The organism is uncultured Pseudophaeobacter sp. (assembly GCA_905479575.1).
Lineage (GTDB): Bacteria > Pseudomonadota > Alphaproteobacteria > Rhodobacterales > Rhodobacteraceae > Pseudophaeobacter.
Window position 1 is genome coordinate 66,282 of sequence record CAJQNB010000018.1, and the last position, 21,749, is coordinate 88,030.

A 21,749-nucleotide genomic window follows, 5' to 3' on the forward strand; every position below is an offset into this window, starting at 1 on the left:
TGAACGGCGGCGGGGAAGGCTGTCAGGATTGGTCCAGACCGGTCAGGGCAGCGGCGAACTCTTCCGGATCAAAGGGCCCAAGGTCGTCAATCTGTTCGCCCACGCCGATGGCGTGAATGGGCAGGGCAAATTTATCAGCCAGCGCCACCAGCACGCCGCCTTTGGCGGTGCCATCCAGTTTGGTCATCACCAGCCCCGAGACATCCGCCAGTTTCTGAAAGATCTCAACCTGATTGAGCGCGTTCTGACCAGTGGTAGCGTCCAGCACCAGCAGGGTATTATGCGGCGCGGTCTCGTCCTTTTTGCGGATGACCCGAATGATCTTGGAGAGCTCCTCCATCAGGTCGGCCCGGTTCTGCAGCCGCCCAGCGGTGTCGATCAGCAGCAGATCTGCGCCGTCTGCCTGGGCCTGGGTCATGGCGTCATAGGCAAGGCTGGCGGGATCGGAGCCTTCGGGGGCGGTCAGAACCGGCACCCCGGCACGCTCGCCCCAGACCTGCAGCTGTTCAACAGCCGCAGCGCGGAAGGTATCCCCAGCGGCGATTACCACGTTTTTTCCCGCAGCTTTGAACTGGCTGGCCAGTTTGCCAATCGTGGTGGTTTTACCAGAGCCATTGACCCCGACCACCAGCACCACCTGGGGGCGATGGGCATAGATCGGCATCGGTTTGGCCACCTGCTCCATCACCCTGGCAACTTCGGCGGCCAGCAGCTCCTTGATTTCGCGCGCCGAGAGCTTCTTGCCCAAACGACCTTCGGCCATATTGGCAGTCACCCGCAGCGCCGTGTCCACCCCCATGTCGGCAGCGATCAGCAGCTCTTCGAGCTGTTCCAGCATGTCGTCGTCCAGGGTTCGGCGCTGCTCATTGCCGCTGCCCCGTCCAACAAGGCGCCCCAGAAGGCCAGCGGGCTTTTCTGCTGTTTCGATGTCTTGCGCAGGCGCAGCAGGCCTAGCGGGCGCTGCATCCGTCACAGGGGGCGCTTCGGCGGTGGGCAGCGAAGAAGCCTCGGCCGGGCTGCCCTCCTCGACAATGGCTTCCAGCCCCTCGTCCAGTTTTGACGAGGATTTGAACAAGCGCTCCTTGAGCTTTGAGAAAAACGCCATCAGGGCCTCCGCAAAAGGGTTTCCCCCTCACCTAATGCGGATTGCACCCGGTTGCAAAGCGGATGCAGCACCACAGTCAGGAAAAAGACAGATAAAACCCCGCCTGAGCACCCCAATAGAGCGGCCAGACCAGATAGGGAGCGTATCGGCGCAGGGCGTGGTTTGTCGGCAGGACAAAGGTTTCAAAGGCCAGGATCACGTCAGAGGCCATAAAGGCCAGAGCTGCAGGCACAACCCAGACCAGCGCAGGACCAGTCAGGGTGAGTGCGGCAAGCCCCATGGACAGAATGATCGGTACATACAGCAGAACCGGGAGTTTCAGATCCCCCGCCCTGGGAGCTAGGATAGGCATCATCACCAGGCCCAGCGCAAAAATGGCCCCCGTGAGCCCCAGGCCGGGCATCACCCAGATCTGGCCCAGGTCACTGCTGGGGTGCCCCAGGAACAAAACCACATAGGCCAGGTGTCCAAGGGCAAAGGCGCCGACCCCGCCCATAAAGGCTTTTTCACCCTCTCGAGACAGGAAGTAATCGCCCAAGGCACAGAGCGCCAATCCCAAAATCAGCCAGAGTGGCGCGCCTTGATCCAGGGCAGCAATCGCCAGGGCTGCCACTGAAAAGGTTTTGAGCACACTGCGCAAAGCACTTGGCGCGCGGGCGGTAAACCCAAGATAGCCCAGGGCCGCGCACAGCGCTGTGACCTCCAAAATGCCTGTAAAAATGCTTGTACCTGTCATCGACCTGTACCTGTCATCTGCCGCCCCCCTGTCCAAACCCCTGTCTGAGCTGCCACTCTAGGACGGCTGCCGACCCATGCTTGCCCCCATTGTCCGGCCCAGTCAAAGGTGACCCGAGGAGAGGCAAAAGGCAGCGGCGGGTGCAACCGGGTCCGAAGGTCTTTGCCTATTGGTAGCGCTCTGTCACAGTCCCAGACATGCGACATTTTTTGATTCTTTTTACCGCACTTGCCCTATTGCCGCTCTCCAGCCGCGCTGCGGATCCCATGGGTGCTGAGGAATTTGACCGCTATACCAAAGGAAAAACCCTGTTTTACGGCTTTGCCGGCACAGCCTACGGGGCGGAACGGTACCTGCCTGGCCGGCGTGTGCTTTGGTCTTTCCTCGATGGCCATTGCCAAACCGGGATCTGGTACGAAGACGCTGGGCAGATCTGTTTTGTCTATGAGGACAACAACACGCCACAGTGCTGGAGCTTTTCACTGACCCCCGATGGGTTGAACGCCCAGTTCCAAAACGACCCGCAAGCCACCGAACTCTATGAATCCGGTGACCTCAATGAGGAAATGCTCTGCCTTGGGCCCGAGGTCGGGGTTTAACGGCGCAAAGCCCTCCTTTTGTTATTTTGCGGCCGTCTCTTTTGCATCCAGATCCAGCACCCCGTCTGAGAACTCAATGCTGAGCGCGGGTGCTGCAGCAGCCTGCGCCCGGGTGGTGACAACCTCTGCGCCGCTGCGCACAACCGCATAGCCACGCGACAATGTTGCCTTGTAGCTGAGAATATCCAGCTGACGCCCCGCAGCCTCCAGCAGTTGGCGGTGCCGGGCAATGCGCACGCTTTGTGCTGCTTCCATGCGGGCGTTTAGCTTTTCCAGATCGGTCTTTTGCCGCGCTATTTCTCGCGCAATTGGATAGGGGGATAATTTGGCAATCGCCGTCTCAAACTGGCCGCGCCGTCTTTGCACCAGGCTGCGCAGGGTGGCAGGCCGCAGCCCGGCAGAGGCTCTCCCCAGCCCCAACTGCCGCTGGTGCACCGCCGACATCAGGGCGCGCGGCAGATTATAGCTGGCCTGGTCCAGGCGCTGACGTGGGGTTTCCAGCAGGCTGTCGGGGCGCGGCATGGCACGGGACAGATCATTCAGCCGCTGGCGGCGCTGCTGCACCGCCTGGCCGGTACCGCGCAACAATCGCGCGCCTTGGTCTTCAACCCAAGCCATCAGCTCCAGCCGCACCGGCACCGCCAGCTCTGCCGCCGCTGTCGGGGTGGGGGCACGACGATCCGACACAAAATCGATCAAGGTGGTATCTGTTTCATGGCCCACCGCCGAAATCAGTGGAATATCCGAAGCCGCAGCGGCGCGGGCCACCACCTCTTCGTTGAACCCCCAGAGATCCTCAATCGCGCCGCCGCCACGGGCGACAATGATCAGATCCGGGCGCGGCAAGGCGCCCCCCGGTGTCATCTTGTTAAACCCTTCGATGGCACGCGCCACCTCTGGCGCGCAATTGGCTCCCTGCACCGCCACCGGCCAGACCAGCACCTTGCGCGGAAAACGCTCGCGCAGACGATGCAGAATATCTCGGATCACCGCCCCAGAGGGCGAGGTCACCACGCCGATGATATGTGGCAAATAGGGCAGTGGTTTCTTGCGCTCCGGCGCAAACAGCCCCTCAGATTCGAGCTGCTTCTTGCGCTTTTCCAGCAGCGCCATCAGCGCGCCCTGCCCGGCAACAGCCACCTCGTCGACGTTCATGTTGTATTTTGACTGCGCGCCAAAGGCGGTGAGGCGTCCGGTGACAACCACCTCCAGCCCCTCTTCCGGCACCACCGACAGGTTGGAGATCTGCCCCTTCCAGGTGGTGCAGGCCAAAACCGAACGGTCATCTTTAATGTCATAATACAGGTGGCCCGAGCGCGCCTTGAACACACGCCCCACCTCACCGCGCACGCGAATGCGGCCAAAGGTGCCTTCCAGCGTGCGCTTTACCTCACCCGAGATTTCGGAAACGCTGAATTCCGGCGCGTTCTGGCCCGTTGCTTGGCCGGGTGTAGGATCATCAAATAGGTCGGACACGTCAGCAGAGCTCCTGCGGCAAAGTTGGTGTTCTGAGCCTGCATTGAGCGCAGGTTCTTGTTTTGCGGGCTCGCGCAGCATAGAACCCGCCGCAAGCAAGGCAAGCCCCGACAAATGGCTTTGGGGTCCACGGGTACAGCTGATCTTGTCCTCTACGGTAGGCGGGATCATCAGATCGGAGACGACACGATGAATATTCTTATCCTTGGCAGTGGCGGGCGCGAACATGCCCTGGCCTGGGCGGTGATGCAGAACCCAAAATGTGACAAGCTGATCGTTGCGCCCGGCAATGCCGGCATCGCCCAGATCGCCGAATGCGCCAGTCTCGACATCATGGACGGGGCTGCGGTCACCATCTTTGTCGAACAAAACGCCATTGGCTTTGTCATCATCGGCCCCGAAGCACCACTGGCCGCAGGTGTGGCGGATCGTCTGCGCGACGCCGGCGTCCTGGTCTTTGGTCCCTCCGAAGCCGCCGCGCGGCTTGAGGCCTCCAAAAGCTTTACCAAAGAGGTCTGTGATGCGGCACAGGCCCCAACTGCTGGCTATGGCCACTTCACCGAGGCCGAGGCCGCCAAGGCCCATATTCGCCAGCACGGCGCGCCGACCGTGGTCAAGGCGGATGGCTTGGCTGCGGGCAAGGGCGTGATCATCGCCATGACCGAAGAGGAAGCCCTGGCGGCGATTGACGATATGTTTGGCGGTGCCTTTGGTGGCGCTGGCGCCGAAGTGGTGATCGAGGAGTTCATGGAGGGCGAAGAGGCTTCGCTCTTTGTGCTGGTCGACGGGGAAGAGGTGCTGTCGATTGGCTCCGCCCAGGATCACAAACGCGTCGGCGAAGGCGATACCGGCCCCAATACCGGTGGCATGGGGGCCTATTCTCCGGCGCCAGTATTGACCCCCGAAATCGAAGCCAAAGCGATGGAAGAGATTGTCAAACCCACCATGAAGGTAATGGCAGAACGCGGCATGCCCTATCAGGGTGTGCTCTATGCTGGTTTGATGATCAAGGAGGGTCAGCCCCGTCTGGTGGAATACAACGTGCGCTTTGGCGATCCTGAATGTCAGGTGCTGATGATGCGCTTGGGTGCCCAGGCGCTGGACCTGATGCAGGCCGCCGCCGAAGGTCGCCTCGCCGAGGCTCGGGTCAACTGGGGCGATGACCATGCCATCACCGTGGTCATGGCGGCCAATGGCTACCCGGGCTCCTATGAAAAGGGCACCGTGATCAAAGGCTTGGATGCTCTGCCTGAAGACAGCTCCAATATGGTTTTTCATGCGGGCACTGCCGCAAAGGATGGCACCATTGTTGCCACAGGGGGACGCGTTCTCAATGTGACCGCACGGGGCAATAGCCTGAAAGAAGCCCGCGACCGCGCCTATGCCATGGCAGATCAGATTGACTGGTCCGAGGGCTTTTTGCGCCGCGATATCGGCTGGCGCGCGCTCGACTAAGGGGGCGACCGCAAGAAACTGCCCTCCAAAGGCCCGGGTCTCCCGGGCCTTTCGCCTTTCCGCCCCAGCTGCGCTATTTCTTGCTGCGTCAAACCCGGTTCTGTGTTTCCCGAAACTGTGTGTTCGGGGGACTTTGGCCCGCAATCGGCAACTTTCGCCCCCTTTCGGCAACTTTGGCCTCCATTTGGCAAGTGGCTGACGGGAATGGGATATTTTTGGACGCCTTTACGAGGTGCGGGCAGCTTTGCTTAGGGCTTAACTGCGCTGAACTCCTCTTTTCAGAATGGGCCTGCCATGATTATTCGCGAAAAAACCGGCCTCTTTGAGCTGCTATTTGCCACCAAGGGCTCGGTTTTGCCCCGTATTCTGCCACGGATCCTTGCTGTTTCCCTACTGGCCCTGATCGTCGTGTTGATTGATGGCTGGGTCACCTCGCTGCCCCATCTTGATGCAGCACCCTTTGCGGTCTTTGGCATCGCGCTCTCGCTGTTTCTCGGCTTTCGCAACAATGCCGCCTATGAACGTTGGTGGGAGGGGCGCAGGCTCTGGGGACAGCTGGTCGCAGATATGCGCGCCCTGGCCCGTGACTGCAGGGTGTTCTTGCCAGAGGACGCCCCCCGCCAGCAGGTTCTAAAACTGGCGCTGGACTTTTTGCATCTGCACCGGATCAATCTGCGCAGGCTTAAAGCGCGCGACAGCACACAGGCCTGGTCCGGAGAGGATTTCAGCCAGGCAGATCATCCCCCCTGTGCGGCGCTCAACGCGGCGAATGTCGCGGTGGCCGAAGCCGCCCCTGATGGCTTTGCCCGCAAGGCCCTGTCAGAGCGGCTGGTCTCAATTGCACTGGCTCAGGCCGGCTGCGAACGCATTGCCGCCACCCCGCTGCCCTATGTCTATTCGCTCTTGGTTTTTCGCACCACCTATCTCTATTGCCTGCTCATCCCCTTTGCACTGTTAGAAGATGCCGCCTGGATCACCCCGATCTTTGTCGCCATCATTGCCTATGTGTTTTTTGGCCTGGCAGAGGTCACCGAAGAGCTGGCCCATCCCTTTGGCGAGACGGTCAATGGCCTGCCGCTGGATGCGATCTGCCGCACTGTGGAGATCTCTTTGGCGCCTCATCTGGACATCAAAGCGCCACCAGCGCTGCAGCCGCAGGGCTTCTATCTCAGCTAACGCGCCGTAACACCTGTGCTTTCTAGAGACCTATCAGCGTCAAAGCTGTTTTCATGCAGCGCCTCCAGAGCTACAGTCCTTGCAAGATCTTGGAGGCACGATGGAACAACAGCCCTGTTCGGACACGCTAGACCAGCTTTTCGGCGCAGGAGATCTGGCCAAGCTGGCCTTTGAATTTGCACCTGTTGGCATTGTGGTCACGGAAAACCGGGTTCTGCGCGAATGCAATCAGCGCTTTTGCCAGATGTTTCGCTATACCCATGCAGAGCTCGTGGATCAGCTTTTTGCCTTTCTCTACCCTTCTGAAGAAGAATTTCAGAACCTAGAAACCCGCGGCGACAAGATCCTCAGCCAGGGCAATCCCTATTGGGATGAACGGGTCATGCGGCGCAAAACAGGAGAGCTGTTCTGGGTCAGGGTGCGCGGCCATACCTTTACCCCCGACACCCCGCTTGGGCGTGCGGTCTGGAGCTTCGCCGATCTCTCAACCCAGCGCCCGTATCTGCCACTGACCCGGCGCGAACGCGAAGTTTATTCGCTGCTGGGCGAGGGACAGACCAGCAAGGAAATTGCCCGCACCTTGAACCTCAGCTACCGCACGGTCGAGGTGCATCGCGCCCGTTTGCTCAAGAAGATGGGGGTGAACAATACCGCCAGCCTGTTTTCCTCGCTGGGCGACATCGGCGGCGACCATGTTGTGCGCAATGCCCCCTCGTAAGGCGCAGCACTGTTCCTCTCACACTGCGCCTTTCTGCCTTGACTGCAGGCCTATAGGTCAGGCCTCTTTGATAGCAGCCTGGTCGTTCTTAGCAAAAAAAGGGGGGCTCCCGCGCGCTTTGGCATTCAAAGAATGCCACACCCTTGGGCCTGGCGCCGCGCTAAGGCGCGGCGCGGTTGCAGCTATCGCATCGATAGCAAGAGGTGAAACTTACTGGCAGTCCAGCGCGGCCTCTAGGCTGGACTGTCCAACAAAGGGGCCAATGTCGCGGCGGCTGATCTCGCCCGCCTCCAGCCGCGCGGCGATCAGCCTGTTCCAACCGGCATCAACGAGGATCAGCTCAGGACCGTCCGCGCAGGTCCGCAGGCCTGAGGTGATAAAATCGTCACCAATACGATGGTTGGTCAAGCCCACCTGCGCAGCAACCGGGGTGAGCGTTCCCGCCTCAAACCGCCAGATCCGCAGGGTTTTTGCCAGATGCGGCCGATCCACGTAGGCAAGCTCCACCCGTCCGTCACCGTCAAGGTCACCCGCAGCGACTGGCGCCAGCCAGCGGTTGGCCCGGCCAATATGAGGTGTCTCGGCAATCTTGCCCTGGGCCCCATAAAGAGCCAGCGCTGCGCCCAGCGCTATATCGGTCTCAACCACCATTGCCGCATCAGGACGCCCATCCAGATTGAGATCAACCAGCCGCGGCTGCAAATCCTCAAAGACGTGATCGGCAGGTAGCTCTATCTCGATTGCCCAGGGGGTCTGCCCTGGCCCGGCAAAGGAAATTCTCAGACCAGACCACTCCACCGCATCCCCTAAAACCCCGTGGCCATAACGGGTGGTTGGCGTGATGAAGTCTGCTTGCATTACTTCTGCGGGCCACACCGGCGGCGGCGGCCTATGGCCAATGTCATTCGGCCCCATTCCCTCGTCCGCGAAAGATGGGCCCAGAGCGATCACTGGCCACAACAGCGCCCCTTGCCACGCGCGGCGGATGGTCCCGAACCAAAGGCGCGACATCAGACGCCGCGCCATGGTCCGCGGGATCATCAGATCTGTTTTTCAGGCATCTGGACAATCAGGCCGTCCAGCGCATCTGTCACTTTGACCTGACAGGTCAAACGCGAGCGCGCCGAATCCGGTTCAAAGGCAAAATCCAACATATCTTCTTCCATGTCATCCTTCGCCGGAAGCTTTTCCACCCAATCCGGGTGAATATAGACATGGCAGGTGGAGCAGGCGCAGGCCCCGCCACAATCTGCTTCAATCCCCGGAACATTGTTGTCACGGGCACCTTCCATCACGGTCAGGCCATTGGCTACTTCCACAACATGCTCGGTGCCATTGTGTTCGACATAGGTAATCTTTGCCATCGTTTGCTCTTCCCCTTCTCAGTACTTAGCTGAATATGTAGCCAAGCCCCTGCGCCTGCACCAGCCCAATTTGCACAGATCGCGAACAGGGGTGACCCGCCACGGCAAATGTTCGCTATTTGTTCGACGCATCCCGCTTTTGTCCGGCGCCTGCCGATCAAATCCATAGCTTTTCAGCGACCAACACCACACCTTGCCCCCGCGCTCCCAAGCGCAAACCTCAGCCAGGGGGCACCCTGCGGGCCCCTTTCTGCACATCAGAAAAGCCTCGAGGATGATCCTGCCTTTGCGCCCGCTCAGGATCTGGTCTAGGCTGTCGCCAAACGGCCGTGCAAAAGGACGGCCCAAAGGATAGCCAAAAGAAATCGAGCACCAGCCAGGCATGACCAAACCCTCCGCACCCCTTGTTGCGCGCCTGTCGCTTGTGTTGACCATTGGCCTGGGCGCCTGCATGCCCTTGGAACCGGCAGTCGGCACTGGCACCAATGCTCCAGAGGCTCCGCCTGGTGCACCGCCCGGCACCTGTTGGCACCGCAACACCAGCCCTGCGGTCATTCAAACCGTTACCGATCAGGTTCTTGTCACCGCCGCTGTGGCAGATGCAACGGGCCAAATTATCCAACCGGCGGTGTTTCGCACCGTTACCCGCCAGGATATCGTCCAACCCCGGCGTGACACCTGGCTCGAAACCCCCTGCCCGGAGCAACTGACACCGGAATTCACCGCCTCGCTGCAACGCGCCCTTGCGGCGCGGGGCTATTACCGTGGTGCAACAACCGGGCAGATCAATCGCGCAACCAGACTGGCCATCCGCCGCTACCAAAAGGAAACGGGACTGGATAGCAGCACCCTATCGCTGGACACCGCCCGACAGTTGGGACTGATCGCCATCGCCCACTAGCGCTGCCCCCTGACCTTTCAGAACGGCGAAACGGTGAGCGCTACACGCGATACAGCAGAGGCAAAGTTCAGCCCAGAGTTCCCCAAACTGCTCTGCTCTGCTAGAACCGCCAGAAAAGGGCTGCATCCAACCGCTGGGCGCCCCCTGCGCCGCGCCCTCACCTGGCACAAAACGACGGAGACCAGAGAGATCATGCGAAACGACCGCCTGCCAAAGACTGGATTTTTGTCTGCCGCATCGGCCCCGCTGCGGGAAATGCTGGAAAGCCAGGCCAGCGAACTGCGTCTCTCTAACGGGGAGGTTCTGTTTGAACAGGGCGATACCGGGGACGCCTTTTACGCCATCACCCAGGGCTCTCTTGAGTTCTCCATCCTCTCGGCCTCGGGTCGGAAACTCTCGCTTGATCTGATGCGCCCCGGTGCCGTCTTTGGCGAGATCGTTTTGTTCGACCCCGGCCCGCGTACCGCCACGGTGACCGCGGCAGAGCCAAGCCGTTTACTGCGCCTGCGCAACCGGGATATTCTGAACCAGATCCAGCAACATCCGGAACTGGCCGGGGACCTGCTGCGGCTGGCTGGACAACGCATGAGATGGATGAATATGCAGCTGAACGAGCAGGTGTTCCTGCCGATGCCGGTACGCCTGGCACGGAAGCTGCTCTATCTGGTACCGGACACTGGCAATGGCCGACTGGCCCTATCGCAGACCGAACTGGCAGAATATGTTGGTGCGACCCGCGAAGCCGTGTCAAAGACCCTGTCGAATTGGAAACGCAGCCAGTTGATTGAAATCAGCCGTGGCGGCTTGCAAATTCTGGACCGCAGCGCCCTGGGGCTGCTGGCCGAACCAGAATCGATCTAACACCACAAGAGGTTATGCAGACAGCCCCAGTGGGCTATCCCCCTGCAGCTGTCCAGTCGCACAGAATATCCAGACGCACAGTCTGGTCCTGTTACCTTCCTAGTCCTGTTGCCTGCGCCAGTCAGAAGGCGAAGGCGTCTCTGCCTGCCAAATCCCGCGGCTGGCGGCCTGCGCCTGGGCAGCTTCAGGTTGGTAATACCCCTGCTCTTGGTCAGGCCAGACCAAACCTTCGGCCACCAATAGCCCCCCCACATCCAGCCCGTCTGCCTTGCAGGAGGCCAGGTAGTGACCGTAGCTGTCGCGATCATTGCTAAAGCACTCAATACGCTCGGCGGTGCGCAGCACGTCCCGGATACGGTCCTCAGCCTCTGCAGCGCATTCCCAGGAATCGCCCTGCGCAGAATTGCACAGTTGGGCAACTTCTGGCGCTTCAATGCCGACCAGACGAATGCGCAGATTGCCGAGTGCCAGCAAATCCCCCTCAACAATGCGAAAAGCACCACCTGGCACCGTCAGCAGGGGAGTCAACACCCCCGAAAGACGCTGAATGCTGTGCAGTTCCATAAATACCCTTGCCGATGCGGAATCGCCCTTGGGGAAATCTGCGGCGGACACTATGCCGGCCGCAAACGCAAAGACAGCACTTACAATGGTTCGTTTTATCATCATCAGGTGGCCATTTTGGTTGTGAGAGTGAGTAACATCTGCACGGAGTGTGCACGCAAAGAGGCCAAGAATATGTTAACTCTCGCCATTTTTTCCCGCGTCACAGAGGCCGAATTCGCAAACTGGCTGGCCGACAAGGGGAAAAACAGGTCCAACTTCCCAAAAATTCGGTTCTTTTGCGCTCCTGTGAACTGGTTCACAGACCCACGCCACAGGTGCTGCGATGGTCGCCACATGGCAGCATTATCATTCCATCCCGATGGTTGCCTGTTCCATAAAAGAGCCATATGCCCGCCAGCATATGGCTCTTTCCCTTTTTGCCGCCACGCTCTGTTCGCCGCCACAGCCCGCACGCAAAAAAGGCCGGGGATCCCCCGGCCTTTTGTTTATTCATGCACTAATGGGGAGTGCTACTTCAGCAAGTTCAAAGCGACAAACCGCGGGTCGCCATTGCGGCGCACCAAAAGCAGGAGCGACTTGCGCCCAGCCTCTTTGGCCTCGGAGATGCGGGTTTCCAATTCGCTGATGGTCGCCACCTTCTGCTGACCTGCTTCGGTGATGACATCCCCCGCGCGCAGGCCCTTTTCCCAGGCTTCGGACACTTCGTTGACGGACAGAATGACAAGCCCATCGGTGCCAGCAGGCAGGTTCAATTCGCCGCGAATCTGGTCGGTCAAGAGCCCAACAGACAGACCAAGAAGCTCTTTCTCGGTGACTTTTGGTGGCTCACTGTTGTCACCTGTGGTGCTGTTCGCCTGGCGTTCGGCATCTTCGCGACGGCCAAGAGTCACTTTCAGGGTCTCGGTTTTGCCTTCACGATAGACAACCACCCGAACCGTCTTGCCAACTTCGGTATTGCCAACGGTACGCACCAGGCTGCGAGTGTTTTCGACCACTGCCCCGTCAAAGCTGAGGATCACATCCCCCGCCTGCAGGCCTGCCTCTTTGGAGGGGCCATCGGGCACATCCGTCACCAGTGCGCCCTTGGCTTTGTCCAGGCCCATGGCTTCGGCCACATCGTCAGTCACATCCTGAATGCGCACACCCAGCCAGCCGCGACGGGTCTCCCCGAATTCCTTCAGCTGCACCACAACCTTGCTCACCACATTGGACGCCATGGAAAAGCCAATGCCGATGGAGCCGCCATTGGGAGACAGGATTGCGGTATTCACCCCAACCACTTCGCCTGCCATGTTGAACAAGGGACCACCAGAGTTCCCTCGGTTGATCGCCGCATCGGTCTGGATGTAGTCGTCATAAGATCCCGAAAGCTCGCGGTTACGGGCAGAGACGATCCCGGCAGAGAGCGAAAATCCCTGGCCCAGCGGGTTGCCCATGGCCACAACCCAATCGCCAACGCGGGCGGTATCGCTGTCGCCAAAGCTCACAAACTTCAGCGGTGCTGGAGCTTCGACCTTAAGCAGGGCAATATCGGTATTGGGATCGGTGCCAATCACCTTGGCGGGCAACAGCTCCTTGGGCTGGCCATCGCCGGGGAAGAATTCGATCTCGATCTCATCGGCATCCGCAATCACGTGGTTGTTGGTAACGATATAGCCATCTTCCGAGATGACAAAGCCCGACCCAAGCGCCGAGGAGCGCTGCGGGCGATTGCCGTTACCGCCATTGTTGCCACCGTTGCGGTCCTGGAATTCGCGGAAAAAATCCTCAAAGGGTGAACCTTCGGGCACTATGCCCTGAGGACCTGTTCGACCTTCGATTACTGTGGTGGTGGTGATATTCACCACCGCCGGGCTGACCTCATCCGCCAGGGGGGCCAGGCTTTCCGGGCGGGCCTGCGCAGATAGCATCTGCGCCATAACCAACACCAGGCTGAGCATCCCCAGCCAAAGCACGCGCCACATAGTGGCCTGTCCGTTTTGTTCTCTTGAAACTGCTATTGCCTGAGGCTGCACGGAACTACTCCTTGTCATCGCCATTCCTGTTTTCGCCATTTTCTTGTACTGCCCTCATCCCCAAATCTGACCATCAAGACCTGTAGGATACAGACCCGATCCAAATACAAGCTGAATCCTACAGTGGCGTTATCTCAATGTAGGGGGAGAATTTGGTTTCACAACACCTGCAAGCGCCAATCAATTTGTCGTGAAAAAAATCGCTCATGTCTTCGCGCTCCAAACTGTCAGGCTGCTGATTACAATATTAGAATTTTTACCGCCGATAACAGCGCGGAAATACGACCCCGGCGGAGAGCCGCGCATAGAGCAAAGGCTCACACAATCAGCGCCCTATGGGTCGCAAGGCCAGGCCTGCGGACAAATGAAAAGGGGCCAACCGCTAGGTCAGCCCCTCTTGATGTCTTGTCAAATCCTTACACAGGCAGTGATTTACTGCGCTGCAGCCGCACCGCGCGAAGACTTCAGATAGTTGAAAAACTCAGAGTCCGGTGACAGCACCAGCGATGAGTTGCTGCCCTTCAAAGCGCCCTCATAGGCATTCAGGCTGCGGTAGAATTCAAAGAATTCCGGGTCGCGACCATAGGCCTCGGCAAAGATGGCGTTACGTTCCGCATCGGCTTCACCGCGGATCACCTCGGCTTCACGTTCTGCGTCAGAGACCAGCTCTACCTCAGTCCGGTCTGCCAATGCACGCACCCGCTGCGCCGCCTCGTCACCACGGGCGATCTCATCCGCGGCTTCGCGTTCACGTTCTGCACGCATCCGGGCAAAGGTGGCTTCCAGGTTGGCCTGCGGCAAGTCGGTGCGCTTCAGACGCACGTCAACAACCTCAAGGCCAAAGCCCTCAGCCTGGTTGATCGCCCCGTTGCGGATCCGCAGCATCAAAGCCGCCCGATCTGACGACAGGATATCATTGGAGCTGACAGAACCCAGAACCTCACGGGTTGCGGCCCGCATGATCTTGTCCAGACGGGTTTCACCACCGTTAATACCGCTGGCGCCTACCGCTTGGCGGAACTGTTTGACGTCGACAATCCGGTAGCGTGCAAAGGCATCCACCACCAGACGACGATCATCCAGCGGGGTGATTTCCAGCGGACCGACCTCAAGGCTGAGGATACGGTCGTCATAGCTCACCACCTCGTCGATGACTGGCACCTTAAAGGCAAGACCTGGGTCTTCCTTGACGGCAACCACACGACCAAAGCGCAGAACAAGCGCCTTTTCAGTTTCTGTCACGATAAAGATCGAAGACATTATACCAACAACGGCAAGCACCAGAACTGGCAGAAGGAAAGTTGTCTTATTCATCAGTTGCTCCCTCCCGAACGGCGCACTTCATTGAGCGGCAGATAGGGCACAACACCCTGGCCACCTTCGCCAGTGGATTGATCGAGAATGACCTTGTCCACATTGCCCAGAACCGTTTCCATGGTTTCCAGATAGAGCCGCTTACGTGTGACTTCTGGCGCCTTTTGGTACTCGGTCAGAACCGCAGTGAAACGGCTGGCTTCACCCTGGGCCTCGTTGACCACCTGGGCGCGATAGCCTTCGGCTTCTTCCAGCGTCTGGGCCGACTGACCACGGGCTGCCGCCAGTTTACGGTTGGCGTAGGCATCCGCTTGTTTTTCCAACCGGTCACGTTCCTGACCGGCCGACTGCACGTCGCGGAAAGCGTCTTTTACAGGCTCTGGCGGATCGGCACCGTCAAAGTTCACCCGGACGACATTCACACCGCTGTCATAGCTGTCGAGTGTCGACTGGACCAGCTGTTCCAGGCGGGCGGTAATGGCGCCACGATCCCGGTTCAGGATTGGGGCCAGTTCGGATTGCGCAATGATTTCGCGCATCGCCGATTCAGACACCGCCTGAATGGTCGCCTGTGGGTCGCGCAGGTTGAACAGATACAGGGCCGGGTCGTTGATATTCCAGACCACCTGGAAATCCACATCGATGATGTTTTCATCGCCGGTCAGCATCAACCCAGCGTCGCTGCCGCGCGAGCCTGCCCCGATGTTTTCGGTTTGCTCAACCCGTACCGGGATCACCTCGTAGGTGACAAACGGCCAGGGGGCAAAGTTCAGACCCGGCAAGCCGGTTTTCCAATACTCACCCAAGAACAGCTCAACAGATTGCTCTTCGGTTTTGACCGAATAAAAGCTGTTCATGCCCCAGAGCACAGCACCAACAACCGCAGCAATTGCCACGGTGCCTTTGGTGAACAGCGGCGAGCCGCCGCCCTGGCCGCCACCAGTGCCGCCGCCCTGTCCATTGCCACCACGACCGCCCATCAAGACGCGCAGTTGCTCCTGGCCTTTTTTGACCAGCTCATCGATTTCAGGGATCTGGGGGTCTTCGGGACGTCGGCCACCGCCGCCACCGCCGTTGTTGCCACCGCCATTATTGCCACCCTGGTTGCCACCGCCGCCAGAAGAGCCTCCGCCCCCCCAGGGGCCACCGCTATTGCCCGCCATATGTCTCCTATCCCTTTTCTGCCGCATGTCGCGGCATGTTCTTCAAACCTGTGGTCAAACTTTGAGAATTCAAGTTGTCCGGCTTGGTTGTTTCATTGTGACCAATTCTTCCGACATGGTGGGGTGAACCGCAACCGTCCGATCGAAATCTTCCTTGGTTGCCCCCATTTTTATCGCAATACCGGCCAATTGGATCATCTCGCCAGCCCCCGGCGCCACGATGTGACAGCCCAGAACCTTGCGGTTTGCCTTGCTGACGATCAATTTCATCAGCACTTTCTGCGCCCGCCCGGCAAAGCTTTGCTGCATCGGCTTAAAGCTGGCGGAATAGACCTCGATTGGTTCCTGCGCCGCCGCCTCTTCCTCAGACAGACCCACAGTGCCCATTTCCGGCTGGGTAAAGATCGCCGTCGGGATCAGCTCGTGATCGGGGCTGGTGGGGTTGCCTTTGAACACTGTCTCGACAAAGGCCATACCTTCGCGGATCGCAACTGGTGTCAGATTGGCGCGGTCGGTGACATCACCAATGGCATAGACCGAGGGCACACCTGTCTGGCTGTATTCATCGACCAGGATTTCACCCTTTTTGCCCCGTGCAATGCCCAGCGCTTCAAGCCCCAGATTGTCGGCATTGGGGTGACGGCCAGTGGCATACATCACCTGATCAAACAGGGTCTCATTGCCCTTGGTATCGGTGACCCGGATCTTGTCGCCGTCCTTGACCATGGACACCACATTTGTTTCCAGCTGCAAATCAATGCCGCTTTCGATCATGCCTGCGGCGACCACGTTGCGGGCCTCTTCGTCAAAGCCGCGCAGAATCTGGGTGCCGCGATAGAATTGCGTGGTCTTTACCCCAAGCCCATTCATAATGCCGGCAAACTCGGAGGCGATATAGCCACCGCCCACGATCAGGATCGCTTCTGGCAGTTTTTCCAGATGGAACATCTCGTTCGAGGTGATCGCCAGATCCGAGCCGGGGAATTCCGGCACCGTAGGCCAGCCACCTGTGGCGATCAGGATATGTTTTGCGGTCTTTTGCGTGCCATCCGCCAGCGCCACCGTATGGGCGTCAACCAGGGTGGCGCGGCTGTCGTAATTGGTGACCGCGTTGTTTTTCAGGATGCCACGGTAGATGCCTTCCAGCCGGTCCAGTTCGGCGTGCAGCTTGGCCTTGAAGCTGTCCCAATCAAAGGCGCCGCCCTTGATATCCCAGCCATAGGCCTGCGCATCCCCCACCATGGCAGAATACTCAGAGGCAAAAACCATCAGCTTTTTGGGCACACAGCCGCGAATGACACAGGTGCCGCCATAGCGGTCTTCTTCGGCCAGGGCGACCTTGGCGCCTTCCTGTGCGGCCACACGCGCGGCGCGCACCCCGCCAGAGCCACCGCCAATAACAAAAAGATCGTAGTCAAAGCTCATCTTAGTTCTGCCTTTTAATCGGAGAGGTCGGAAAACAGATTGTCGGTTTCGACAAAATCCAGTTTTTCCCGCTCTACCGTGCCTTCGTTGATATCTCGCACTTCCACATTGCCATCCCCATAGCCGATGATGACGGTGTCACAGATATCAATGAACAAGCCGTTTTCAACCACGCCCGGGATCTGGTTGATCACCAGCGCCAGCTGCCGTGCGTTGCCAATCCGGTGCAGATGAAGGTCCAGGATATGGTTGCCCTCATCGGTCATAAAGGCCCGATCCCCATTCATCCGCAGGCTGGCAGACCGCCCCAAAACATCCATGGAAACAAGGGTTTCCTCGATCAAAGCCTGGCTCGTCTGCCAACCAAAGGGAATGACCTCTACCGGCAGGGGAAAGGCCCCGAGGTTTTCGACCTCTTTGCCTGCATCAGCGATCACCACCATTTGATCAGAGGCGGTGGCGACGATCTTTTCCTGCAACAAGGCGCCACCGCCGCCCTTGATCAGGTTGAGATCCCGGTCGAACTCATCAGCGCCGTCAATGGTCAGGTCCAGCCATTTGGCCTCATCCAGCGAAGTCACAGGGATGCCCACCTCGCGGGCCAGCTCTGCGGTGCGGGTCGAGGTGGGCACAGCGGTGAACTTCAGCCCCTCTTCGCGCACCATTTCCCCAAGGCAGCGCACCAGCCAGGCCGCGGTAGAGCCCGTGCCCAACCCAACCCGCATACCATCCTCAACCAAGCCCGCCGCGCGTTTGGCCGCGACAAATTTTGCCTTGTCGATAGGGGACAGTTCTCCGGTCATTGGCTGGGCTCCGTGATTAGCTGTTTGCCAGCCTTATAGGCAAAGCCCAGCCCTTAGGCGAGCAGCAATTGGGCGCCTTTACCGCCCGCAGCCCCTCCGCGCCGGTAAACATGTCGCTGAAAGGCGTGTTTCCTATTGGAAACGCCGGAATCGGGCGCTATTTGCATTTCAGCGAGATTTAGAAAGCTCCCATGACAGATCAGTACCGCCTCCATTACGCCCCTGACAACGCCTCGCTGGTGATCCGGCTGGTGCTTGAGGAGCTTGGCCTGCCCTACGAGACCTGTCTGGTGGATCGCCGGGCCGGGGCGCAGGAAAGCGCCGCATACCGGGCGATCAATCCCAATGGGCTGATCCCTGTTCTCGAAACCCCCGATGGGGCGATTTTTGAAACCGCCGCGATCCTGCTGTGGTTAGCAGATCGCCACGGCCAGCTTGCCCCCGCCCCCAACAGCCCAGAGCGCGGCGATTTTCTCAAATGGCTGTTCTTTGCCTCCAACACCCTGCATGCGGATCTCAGGATTTCGTTCTATCCAGAAAAATACATTGGCGCCGCGCCACAGGATCAGACGGTTCTGACCCGCAGTATCCAGCAGCGTCTTGCGGTGCATCTTCGCCATCTCGACGATTTGGCCGCCAGCCAACCCAGCTGGTTTGGCCATAAGGTGCCCTCGGTGCTGGATTATTATCTCGGCTGCATGATGCGCTGGATGGCGCTTTACCCAGCCCAAAGCGATCGCAGCTGGTATCGGTTGACAGACTACCCGCATCTGCGCCAGCTGTTGCAACAGCTGGAACGCCGCCCTGCCACCCAGACCGCGCAACAGGCCGAAGGGCTTGGCGCCACGCCCTTTAGTCAGCCAATTCTCGCCAATCCCCCAGAAGGATCTGCTACCTGATGTTCCTCTCCGTTTTTGACATGTTCAAAGTGGGCATTGGCCCCTCTTCTTCGCACACCATGGGCCCTATGGTCGCGGCAGCGCGGTTTCTCGACATGATGCGCGCCTCGCCCTTTGAATTCCACGGGCTGCGTGCCTCGCTGCATGGCTCACTGGCCTTTACCGGTGTCGGCCATGCCACCGACCGCGCCACCATTCTGGGCCTTGGGGGCTTTGTGCCCGACACCTATGATGACGAAAAGGCCGAGACCTTTTTGGCAGAGCTGGCCAAGACCCATTCGCTGCAGCCCGAGGGCCTGCCGCCACTGCATTTCAACCCCAAAGCCGATATGGTCTTTGACTATGACCACGCGCTGGAAGGCCACGCCAATGGCATGATCCTGATGGCTACGGATGCCCAGGGCGATGTGATCCTGCGGCAGGTGTTTTACTCTATCGGCGGTGGCTTTGTCGTCACCGAAGAGGAACTGGCCCAGGGCAAGGACACTGACGAGGGCGCTCCGGTTCCTTTCCCGTTCAAATCCGCCAATGAAATGCTGGCCATGGCCAAATCCAGCGGCAAAAGCATTGCCCAGATGAAGCGGGCCAATGAAGTGGCCCGTGGGTGCCCTGAAAGCCTGTCCAAGGGAACCGCACGCATCTGGCAGGTGATGAATGACTGCATCAATCGCGGGCTGGAGCGCGACGGCATCCTGCCCGGCGGTCTGTTTGTGCGCCGCCGCGCCAAGGGCATCCATGACAGCCTGATGGCGGAACGTGGCATGAACCAGAGCGCGCCCCATACCATCAACGACTGGATGAGCGTCTATGCCATGGCGGTGAACGAGGAAAACGCCGCCGGTGGCCAGGTTGTCACGGCCCCCACCAATGGCGCGGCCGGCACCCTGCCTGCGGTGATCCGCTACTACCTGGACCATGTGCCCGGTGCGTCAGACTCTCACATCGAAGATTTCCTGCTGACCGCCGCCGCCATTGCCGGCTTGGTCAAATTCAACGCCTCTATCTCTGGTGCCGAAGCTGGCTGCCAGGCCGAGGTTGGCTCGGCTGCGGCAATGTCGGCCGCTGGGCTGTGTGCGGTGATGGGCGGCACCCCCGAACAGGTGGAGAATGCCGCCGAAATCGCGCTGGAGCACCACCTTGGCATGACCTGCGATCCGGTCAAAGGCCTGGTGCAGGTGCCCTGCATCGAGCGCAACGGGCTGGCGGCAATCAAAGCGGTCTCGGCCGCCTCGCTGGCGCTGCGTGGTGACGGGCAGCATTTTGTGCCACTGGATGCCTGTATCGAGACCATGCGCCAGACCGGGGCCGATATGCACGAGAAATACAAAGAAACCTCGCTGGGCGGGCTGGCTGTCAACGTACCCAACTGCTGACCACGGTTTAATTTTCCGTTCTCAGGCAACCAGAACTTGCACCTTTCTGGCGCCGCCCCTAGCGTGGCGCCATGACACAAAACAACGCCCTAGATCGTCCTCTGCTCGGCATCTCCTTGATGCTGGGGTTCTGCATTCTGATCCCGCTGGGGGACGCCATTGCCAAACTGCTGGCCGAAAGCGTGCCCGTTGGGCAGATCGTTTTTGTGCGCTTTGCTTCTCAGGCGCTAATTTTGGTGCCTGTCTCGGTGCTGCTGGGGCAAAGCCTGCGGATTTCGCGCCGCCTGCTGCCGCCTGTGCTGCTGCGCACCGTGCTGCAGATGGCTGGGATTACCGCCATGTTCAACGCTCTGCGCTACCTGCCGCTGGCGGATGCGGTGGCGATTGCATTTGTGATGCCCTTTATCATGTTGCTGCTGGGTAAATACGTGTTGGGCGAAGAGGTGGGCTTTCGCCGTCTTGCCGCCTGCGTTGTTGGCTTCATTGGCACGCTTTTGGTGATCCAGCCCAGCTTTGCCGTGGTGGGGCTCAACGCGCTCTGGCCCCTGGCCGTCGCGGTGATCTTTGCCCTGTTCATGCTGGTCACCCGCAAGATAGCCAAAGAGACCTCTCCGATTCCACTGCAGGCGATGTCCGGTATCATCGCTTCGGTGCTAATGCTGCCGCTGTTCTGGCTGGGCCATAGCTGGGAGATTGCCGTTCTTAGTCCCTCTCTGCCCTTACAGGACAGTTGGACCCTGCTGGCCATGGCCGGTGGGCTGGGCACCCTGGCCCATCTGCTGATGACCTGGAGCCTGCGCTACGCGCCCGCTTCGACGCTGGCCTCGATGCAGTATCTGGAAATTCCCATTGCCACAATTGTGGGCTGGCTGGTCTTTAACGAGCTGCCCAACACCCTGGCCAGTCTTGGTATTGGCCTCACTGTGGCGGCAGGGCTGTATGCGATCCTACGCGAGCACAGCGTCGCAAAAGGCGCCGCCCTGGCCAAATCGCCGCCCCCTGTTACATAAGCGACCGTTACGTTAGTGCCCGTTACATTAGTGCCTGTATAAGCGCGGGCAAATGATGACGTGGCACCAACCCCAACAGCCCCGGCCCATCAACTGTGAGCGTCACCGGGCCAAGCGCCCGGTTGGAGGTGCCGATCTGCCCGCCCGGGCGCATCACCAACCCCTCAAGCGGCCACTCCAACCCGACAGACTCTGCGCGCACTTCGCGTAAGGGAAACAGGGATACGGTCTCCCCCGCCTGCAGCGGCAACGCGATCCGGGCAGGCAGGTGAAAAATCACCTCCTGCGCCCCCAACAGGATGCAGGGCGGGCCAATGTCCCGCACCAGCGCATTGAGAACCGCAAGTTGATGATCGACCCTGCCACCCAGAAACCCAACTGCCAGAACCAAAGGCGCGCGGATTGCCCGCAGGGCTTTTTCAAAGTCCGTGCTGTCCTGCTCGGTCACCCGACACAGCCGATCTGGCGGAATCTGTGCCAAAACCTGCGGTGAAATTGAATCAAAATCTCCGATCACAGCACTTGGCAGGTGATTCAAAGCCAGCGCATGATCGGCGCCCCCGTCTGCAGCGACTAAAAAATTGGTTAATGAAAGCGCCCAATTCAGGTCGCCTTCCCCCAGATCACCGCCACCAACCAGAGTCACTGGTCCCATTTCGTCTACAATAAGCTCGTTCATGCCGAGATTAATCGCAGATATAGAAACCAGCCACAATCTAAACACAAAATGATACGATCAATTGCACGGATTCGAGCAGAATTTGACGAGCTAGCCCATATTGTAAATGA

The 21,749-nt window shown here is 59.4% G+C and carries 21 protein-coding genes; 9 read left to right on the plus strand and 12 right to left on the minus strand.

What is annotated here, in order from left to right; translation table 11 throughout:
- Positions 1 to 22: 22 nt before the first annotated feature.
- Both ftsY and QZ268_RS07050 read right to left on the minus strand, forming a co-directional pair.
- Complete coding sequence (gene ftsY / locus QZ268_RS07045) at positions 23 to 1,105, minus strand: signal recognition particle-docking protein FtsY (protein ID WP_295450181.1); 1,083 nt, start codon at positions 1,103 to 1,105, stop codon at positions 23 to 25.
- A gap of 76 nt (positions 1,106 to 1,181) precedes the next feature.
- Positions 1,182 to 1,841, minus strand: coding sequence for a lysoplasmalogenase (locus tag QZ268_RS07050; protein ID WP_295450184.1), 660 nt, complete (start codon positions 1,839 to 1,841; stop codon positions 1,182 to 1,184).
- Between the two features lie 197 nt (positions 1,842 to 2,038).
- Here QZ268_RS07050 and QZ268_RS07055 point away from each other — a divergent pair, with 197 nt between their 5' ends.
- Positions 2,039 to 2,440 (plus strand): hypothetical protein, encoded by a 402-nt coding sequence (locus tag QZ268_RS07055; protein WP_295450187.1) that lies wholly within the window; start codon positions 2,039 to 2,041, stop codon positions 2,438 to 2,440.
- A 21-nt stretch (positions 2,441 to 2,461) separates the two neighbouring features.
- Here the strand turns inward: QZ268_RS07055 and xseA are convergent, their stop codons facing one another.
- Positions 2,462 to 3,916: an exodeoxyribonuclease VII large subunit gene (gene xseA, locus QZ268_RS07060; protein ID WP_295450190.1), complete on the minus strand. Its 1,455-nt coding sequence runs from the start codon at positions 3,914 to 3,916 to the stop codon at positions 2,462 to 2,464.
- 189 nt (positions 3,917 to 4,105) lie between these two features.
- Here xseA and purD point away from each other — a divergent pair, with 189 nt between their 5' ends.
- From purD to QZ268_RS07075, 3 genes are all read left to right on the plus strand, one after another.
- On the plus strand, positions 4,106 to 5,371 hold the full coding sequence (gene purD, locus QZ268_RS07065; RefSeq protein ID WP_295450193.1) for a phosphoribosylamine--glycine ligase: 1,266 nt from the start codon (positions 4,106 to 4,108) through the stop codon (positions 5,369 to 5,371).
- A gap of 294 nt (positions 5,372 to 5,665) precedes the next feature.
- Entirely contained in the window at positions 5,666 to 6,547 is an 882-nt protein-coding gene (locus QZ268_RS07070) for a bestrophin family ion channel (protein ID WP_295450196.1), read from the plus strand.
- A gap of 100 nt (positions 6,548 to 6,647) precedes the next feature.
- Positions 6,648 to 7,265, plus strand: a complete 618-nt coding sequence (locus tag QZ268_RS07075; RefSeq protein WP_295450198.1) for a LuxR C-terminal-related transcriptional regulator — start codon at positions 6,648 to 6,650, stop codon at positions 7,263 to 7,265.
- 210 nt (positions 7,266 to 7,475) lie between these two features.
- Here the strand turns inward: QZ268_RS07075 and QZ268_RS07080 are convergent, their stop codons facing one another.
- Together QZ268_RS07080 and QZ268_RS07085 are read right to left on the minus strand one after the other, a co-directional pair.
- Complete coding sequence (locus tag QZ268_RS07080; RefSeq protein ID WP_295450200.1) at positions 7,476 to 8,306, minus strand: VCBS repeat-containing protein; 831 nt, start codon at positions 8,304 to 8,306, stop codon at positions 7,476 to 7,478.
- On the minus strand, positions 8,306 to 8,629 hold the full coding sequence (locus tag QZ268_RS07085; RefSeq protein WP_295450202.1) for a 2Fe-2S iron-sulfur cluster-binding protein: 324 nt from the start codon (positions 8,627 to 8,629) through the stop codon (positions 8,306 to 8,308). Before QZ268_RS07085 ends, QZ268_RS07080 begins: the two co-directional genes overlap by 1 nt.
- 382 nt (positions 8,630 to 9,011) lie before the next feature.
- Between QZ268_RS07085 and QZ268_RS07090 the strand changes: the two genes are divergently transcribed.
- Entirely contained in the window at positions 9,012 to 9,530 is a 519-nt protein-coding gene (locus QZ268_RS07090) for a peptidoglycan-binding domain-containing protein (RefSeq protein ID WP_295450204.1), read from the plus strand.
- A gap of 192 nt (positions 9,531 to 9,722) precedes the next feature.
- On the plus strand, positions 9,723 to 10,391 hold the full coding sequence (locus QZ268_RS07095) for a Crp/Fnr family transcriptional regulator (RefSeq protein ID WP_295450207.1): 669 nt from the start codon (positions 9,723 to 9,725) through the stop codon (positions 10,389 to 10,391).
- A 99-nt stretch (positions 10,392 to 10,490) separates the two neighbouring features.
- Here the strand turns inward: QZ268_RS07095 and QZ268_RS07100 are convergent, their stop codons facing one another.
- The 6 genes from QZ268_RS07100 to rpiA form a co-directional block, all read right to left on the minus strand.
- Positions 10,491 to 10,955: a thermonuclease family protein gene (locus tag QZ268_RS07100; protein WP_295450209.1), complete on the minus strand. Its 465-nt coding sequence runs from the start codon at positions 10,953 to 10,955 to the stop codon at positions 10,491 to 10,493.
- A gap of 512 nt (positions 10,956 to 11,467) precedes the next feature.
- Positions 11,468 to 12,922 (minus strand): Do family serine endopeptidase, encoded by a 1,455-nt coding sequence (locus QZ268_RS07105; protein WP_295450211.1) that lies wholly within the window; start codon positions 12,920 to 12,922, stop codon positions 11,468 to 11,470.
- Positions 12,923 to 13,405: 483 nt separating this feature from the next.
- The gene (locus QZ268_RS07110) at positions 13,406 to 14,287 is read right to left on the minus strand and encodes a protease modulator HflC (RefSeq protein ID WP_295450213.1); all 882 of its coding nucleotides are present in this window, start codon (positions 14,285 to 14,287) and stop codon (positions 13,406 to 13,408) included.
- Positions 14,287 to 15,450, minus strand: coding sequence for an FtsH protease activity modulator HflK (gene hflK / locus QZ268_RS07115; RefSeq protein WP_295450215.1), 1,164 nt, complete (start codon positions 15,448 to 15,450; stop codon positions 14,287 to 14,289). Before hflK ends, QZ268_RS07110 begins: the two co-directional genes overlap by 1 nt.
- Positions 15,451 to 15,519: 69 nt before the next feature.
- Positions 15,520 to 16,875 (minus strand): glutathione-disulfide reductase, encoded by a 1,356-nt coding sequence (gor, locus tag QZ268_RS07120; RefSeq protein WP_295450217.1) that lies wholly within the window; start codon positions 16,873 to 16,875, stop codon positions 15,520 to 15,522.
- Positions 16,876 to 16,889: 14 nt separating this feature from the next.
- A complete protein-coding gene (rpiA, locus tag QZ268_RS07125) occupies positions 16,890 to 17,678 on the minus strand; it encodes a ribose-5-phosphate isomerase RpiA (protein WP_295450220.1) in 789 nt (262 codons plus the stop codon).
- 191 nt (positions 17,679 to 17,869) lie between these two features.
- Between rpiA and QZ268_RS07130 the strand changes: the two genes are divergently transcribed.
- From QZ268_RS07130 to QZ268_RS07140, 3 genes are all read left to right on the plus strand, one after another.
- Entirely contained in the window at positions 17,870 to 18,577 is a 708-nt protein-coding gene (locus tag QZ268_RS07130; RefSeq protein WP_295450222.1) for a glutathione S-transferase family protein, read from the plus strand.
- Complete coding sequence (locus QZ268_RS07135; protein ID WP_295450224.1) at positions 18,577 to 19,950, plus strand: L-serine ammonia-lyase; 1,374 nt, start codon at positions 18,577 to 18,579, stop codon at positions 19,948 to 19,950. The genes QZ268_RS07130 and QZ268_RS07135 overlap by 1 nt, the downstream gene beginning before the upstream one ends.
- A gap of 71 nt (positions 19,951 to 20,021) precedes the next feature.
- Positions 20,022 to 20,960 carry a DMT family transporter gene (locus QZ268_RS07140; RefSeq protein ID WP_295450227.1) on the plus strand — a complete coding sequence of 313 codons (939 nt, stop codon included), beginning with the start codon at positions 20,022 to 20,024 and terminating at the stop codon, positions 20,958 to 20,960.
- 22 nt (positions 20,961 to 20,982) lie between these two features.
- On the opposite strand, the gene QZ268_RS07145 is transcribed toward QZ268_RS07140, so the two are convergent.
- A complete protein-coding gene (locus QZ268_RS07145) occupies positions 20,983 to 21,639 on the minus strand; it encodes a thiamine diphosphokinase (protein WP_295450230.1) in 657 nt (218 codons plus the stop codon).
- Positions 21,640 to 21,749: the final 110 nt, after the last annotated feature.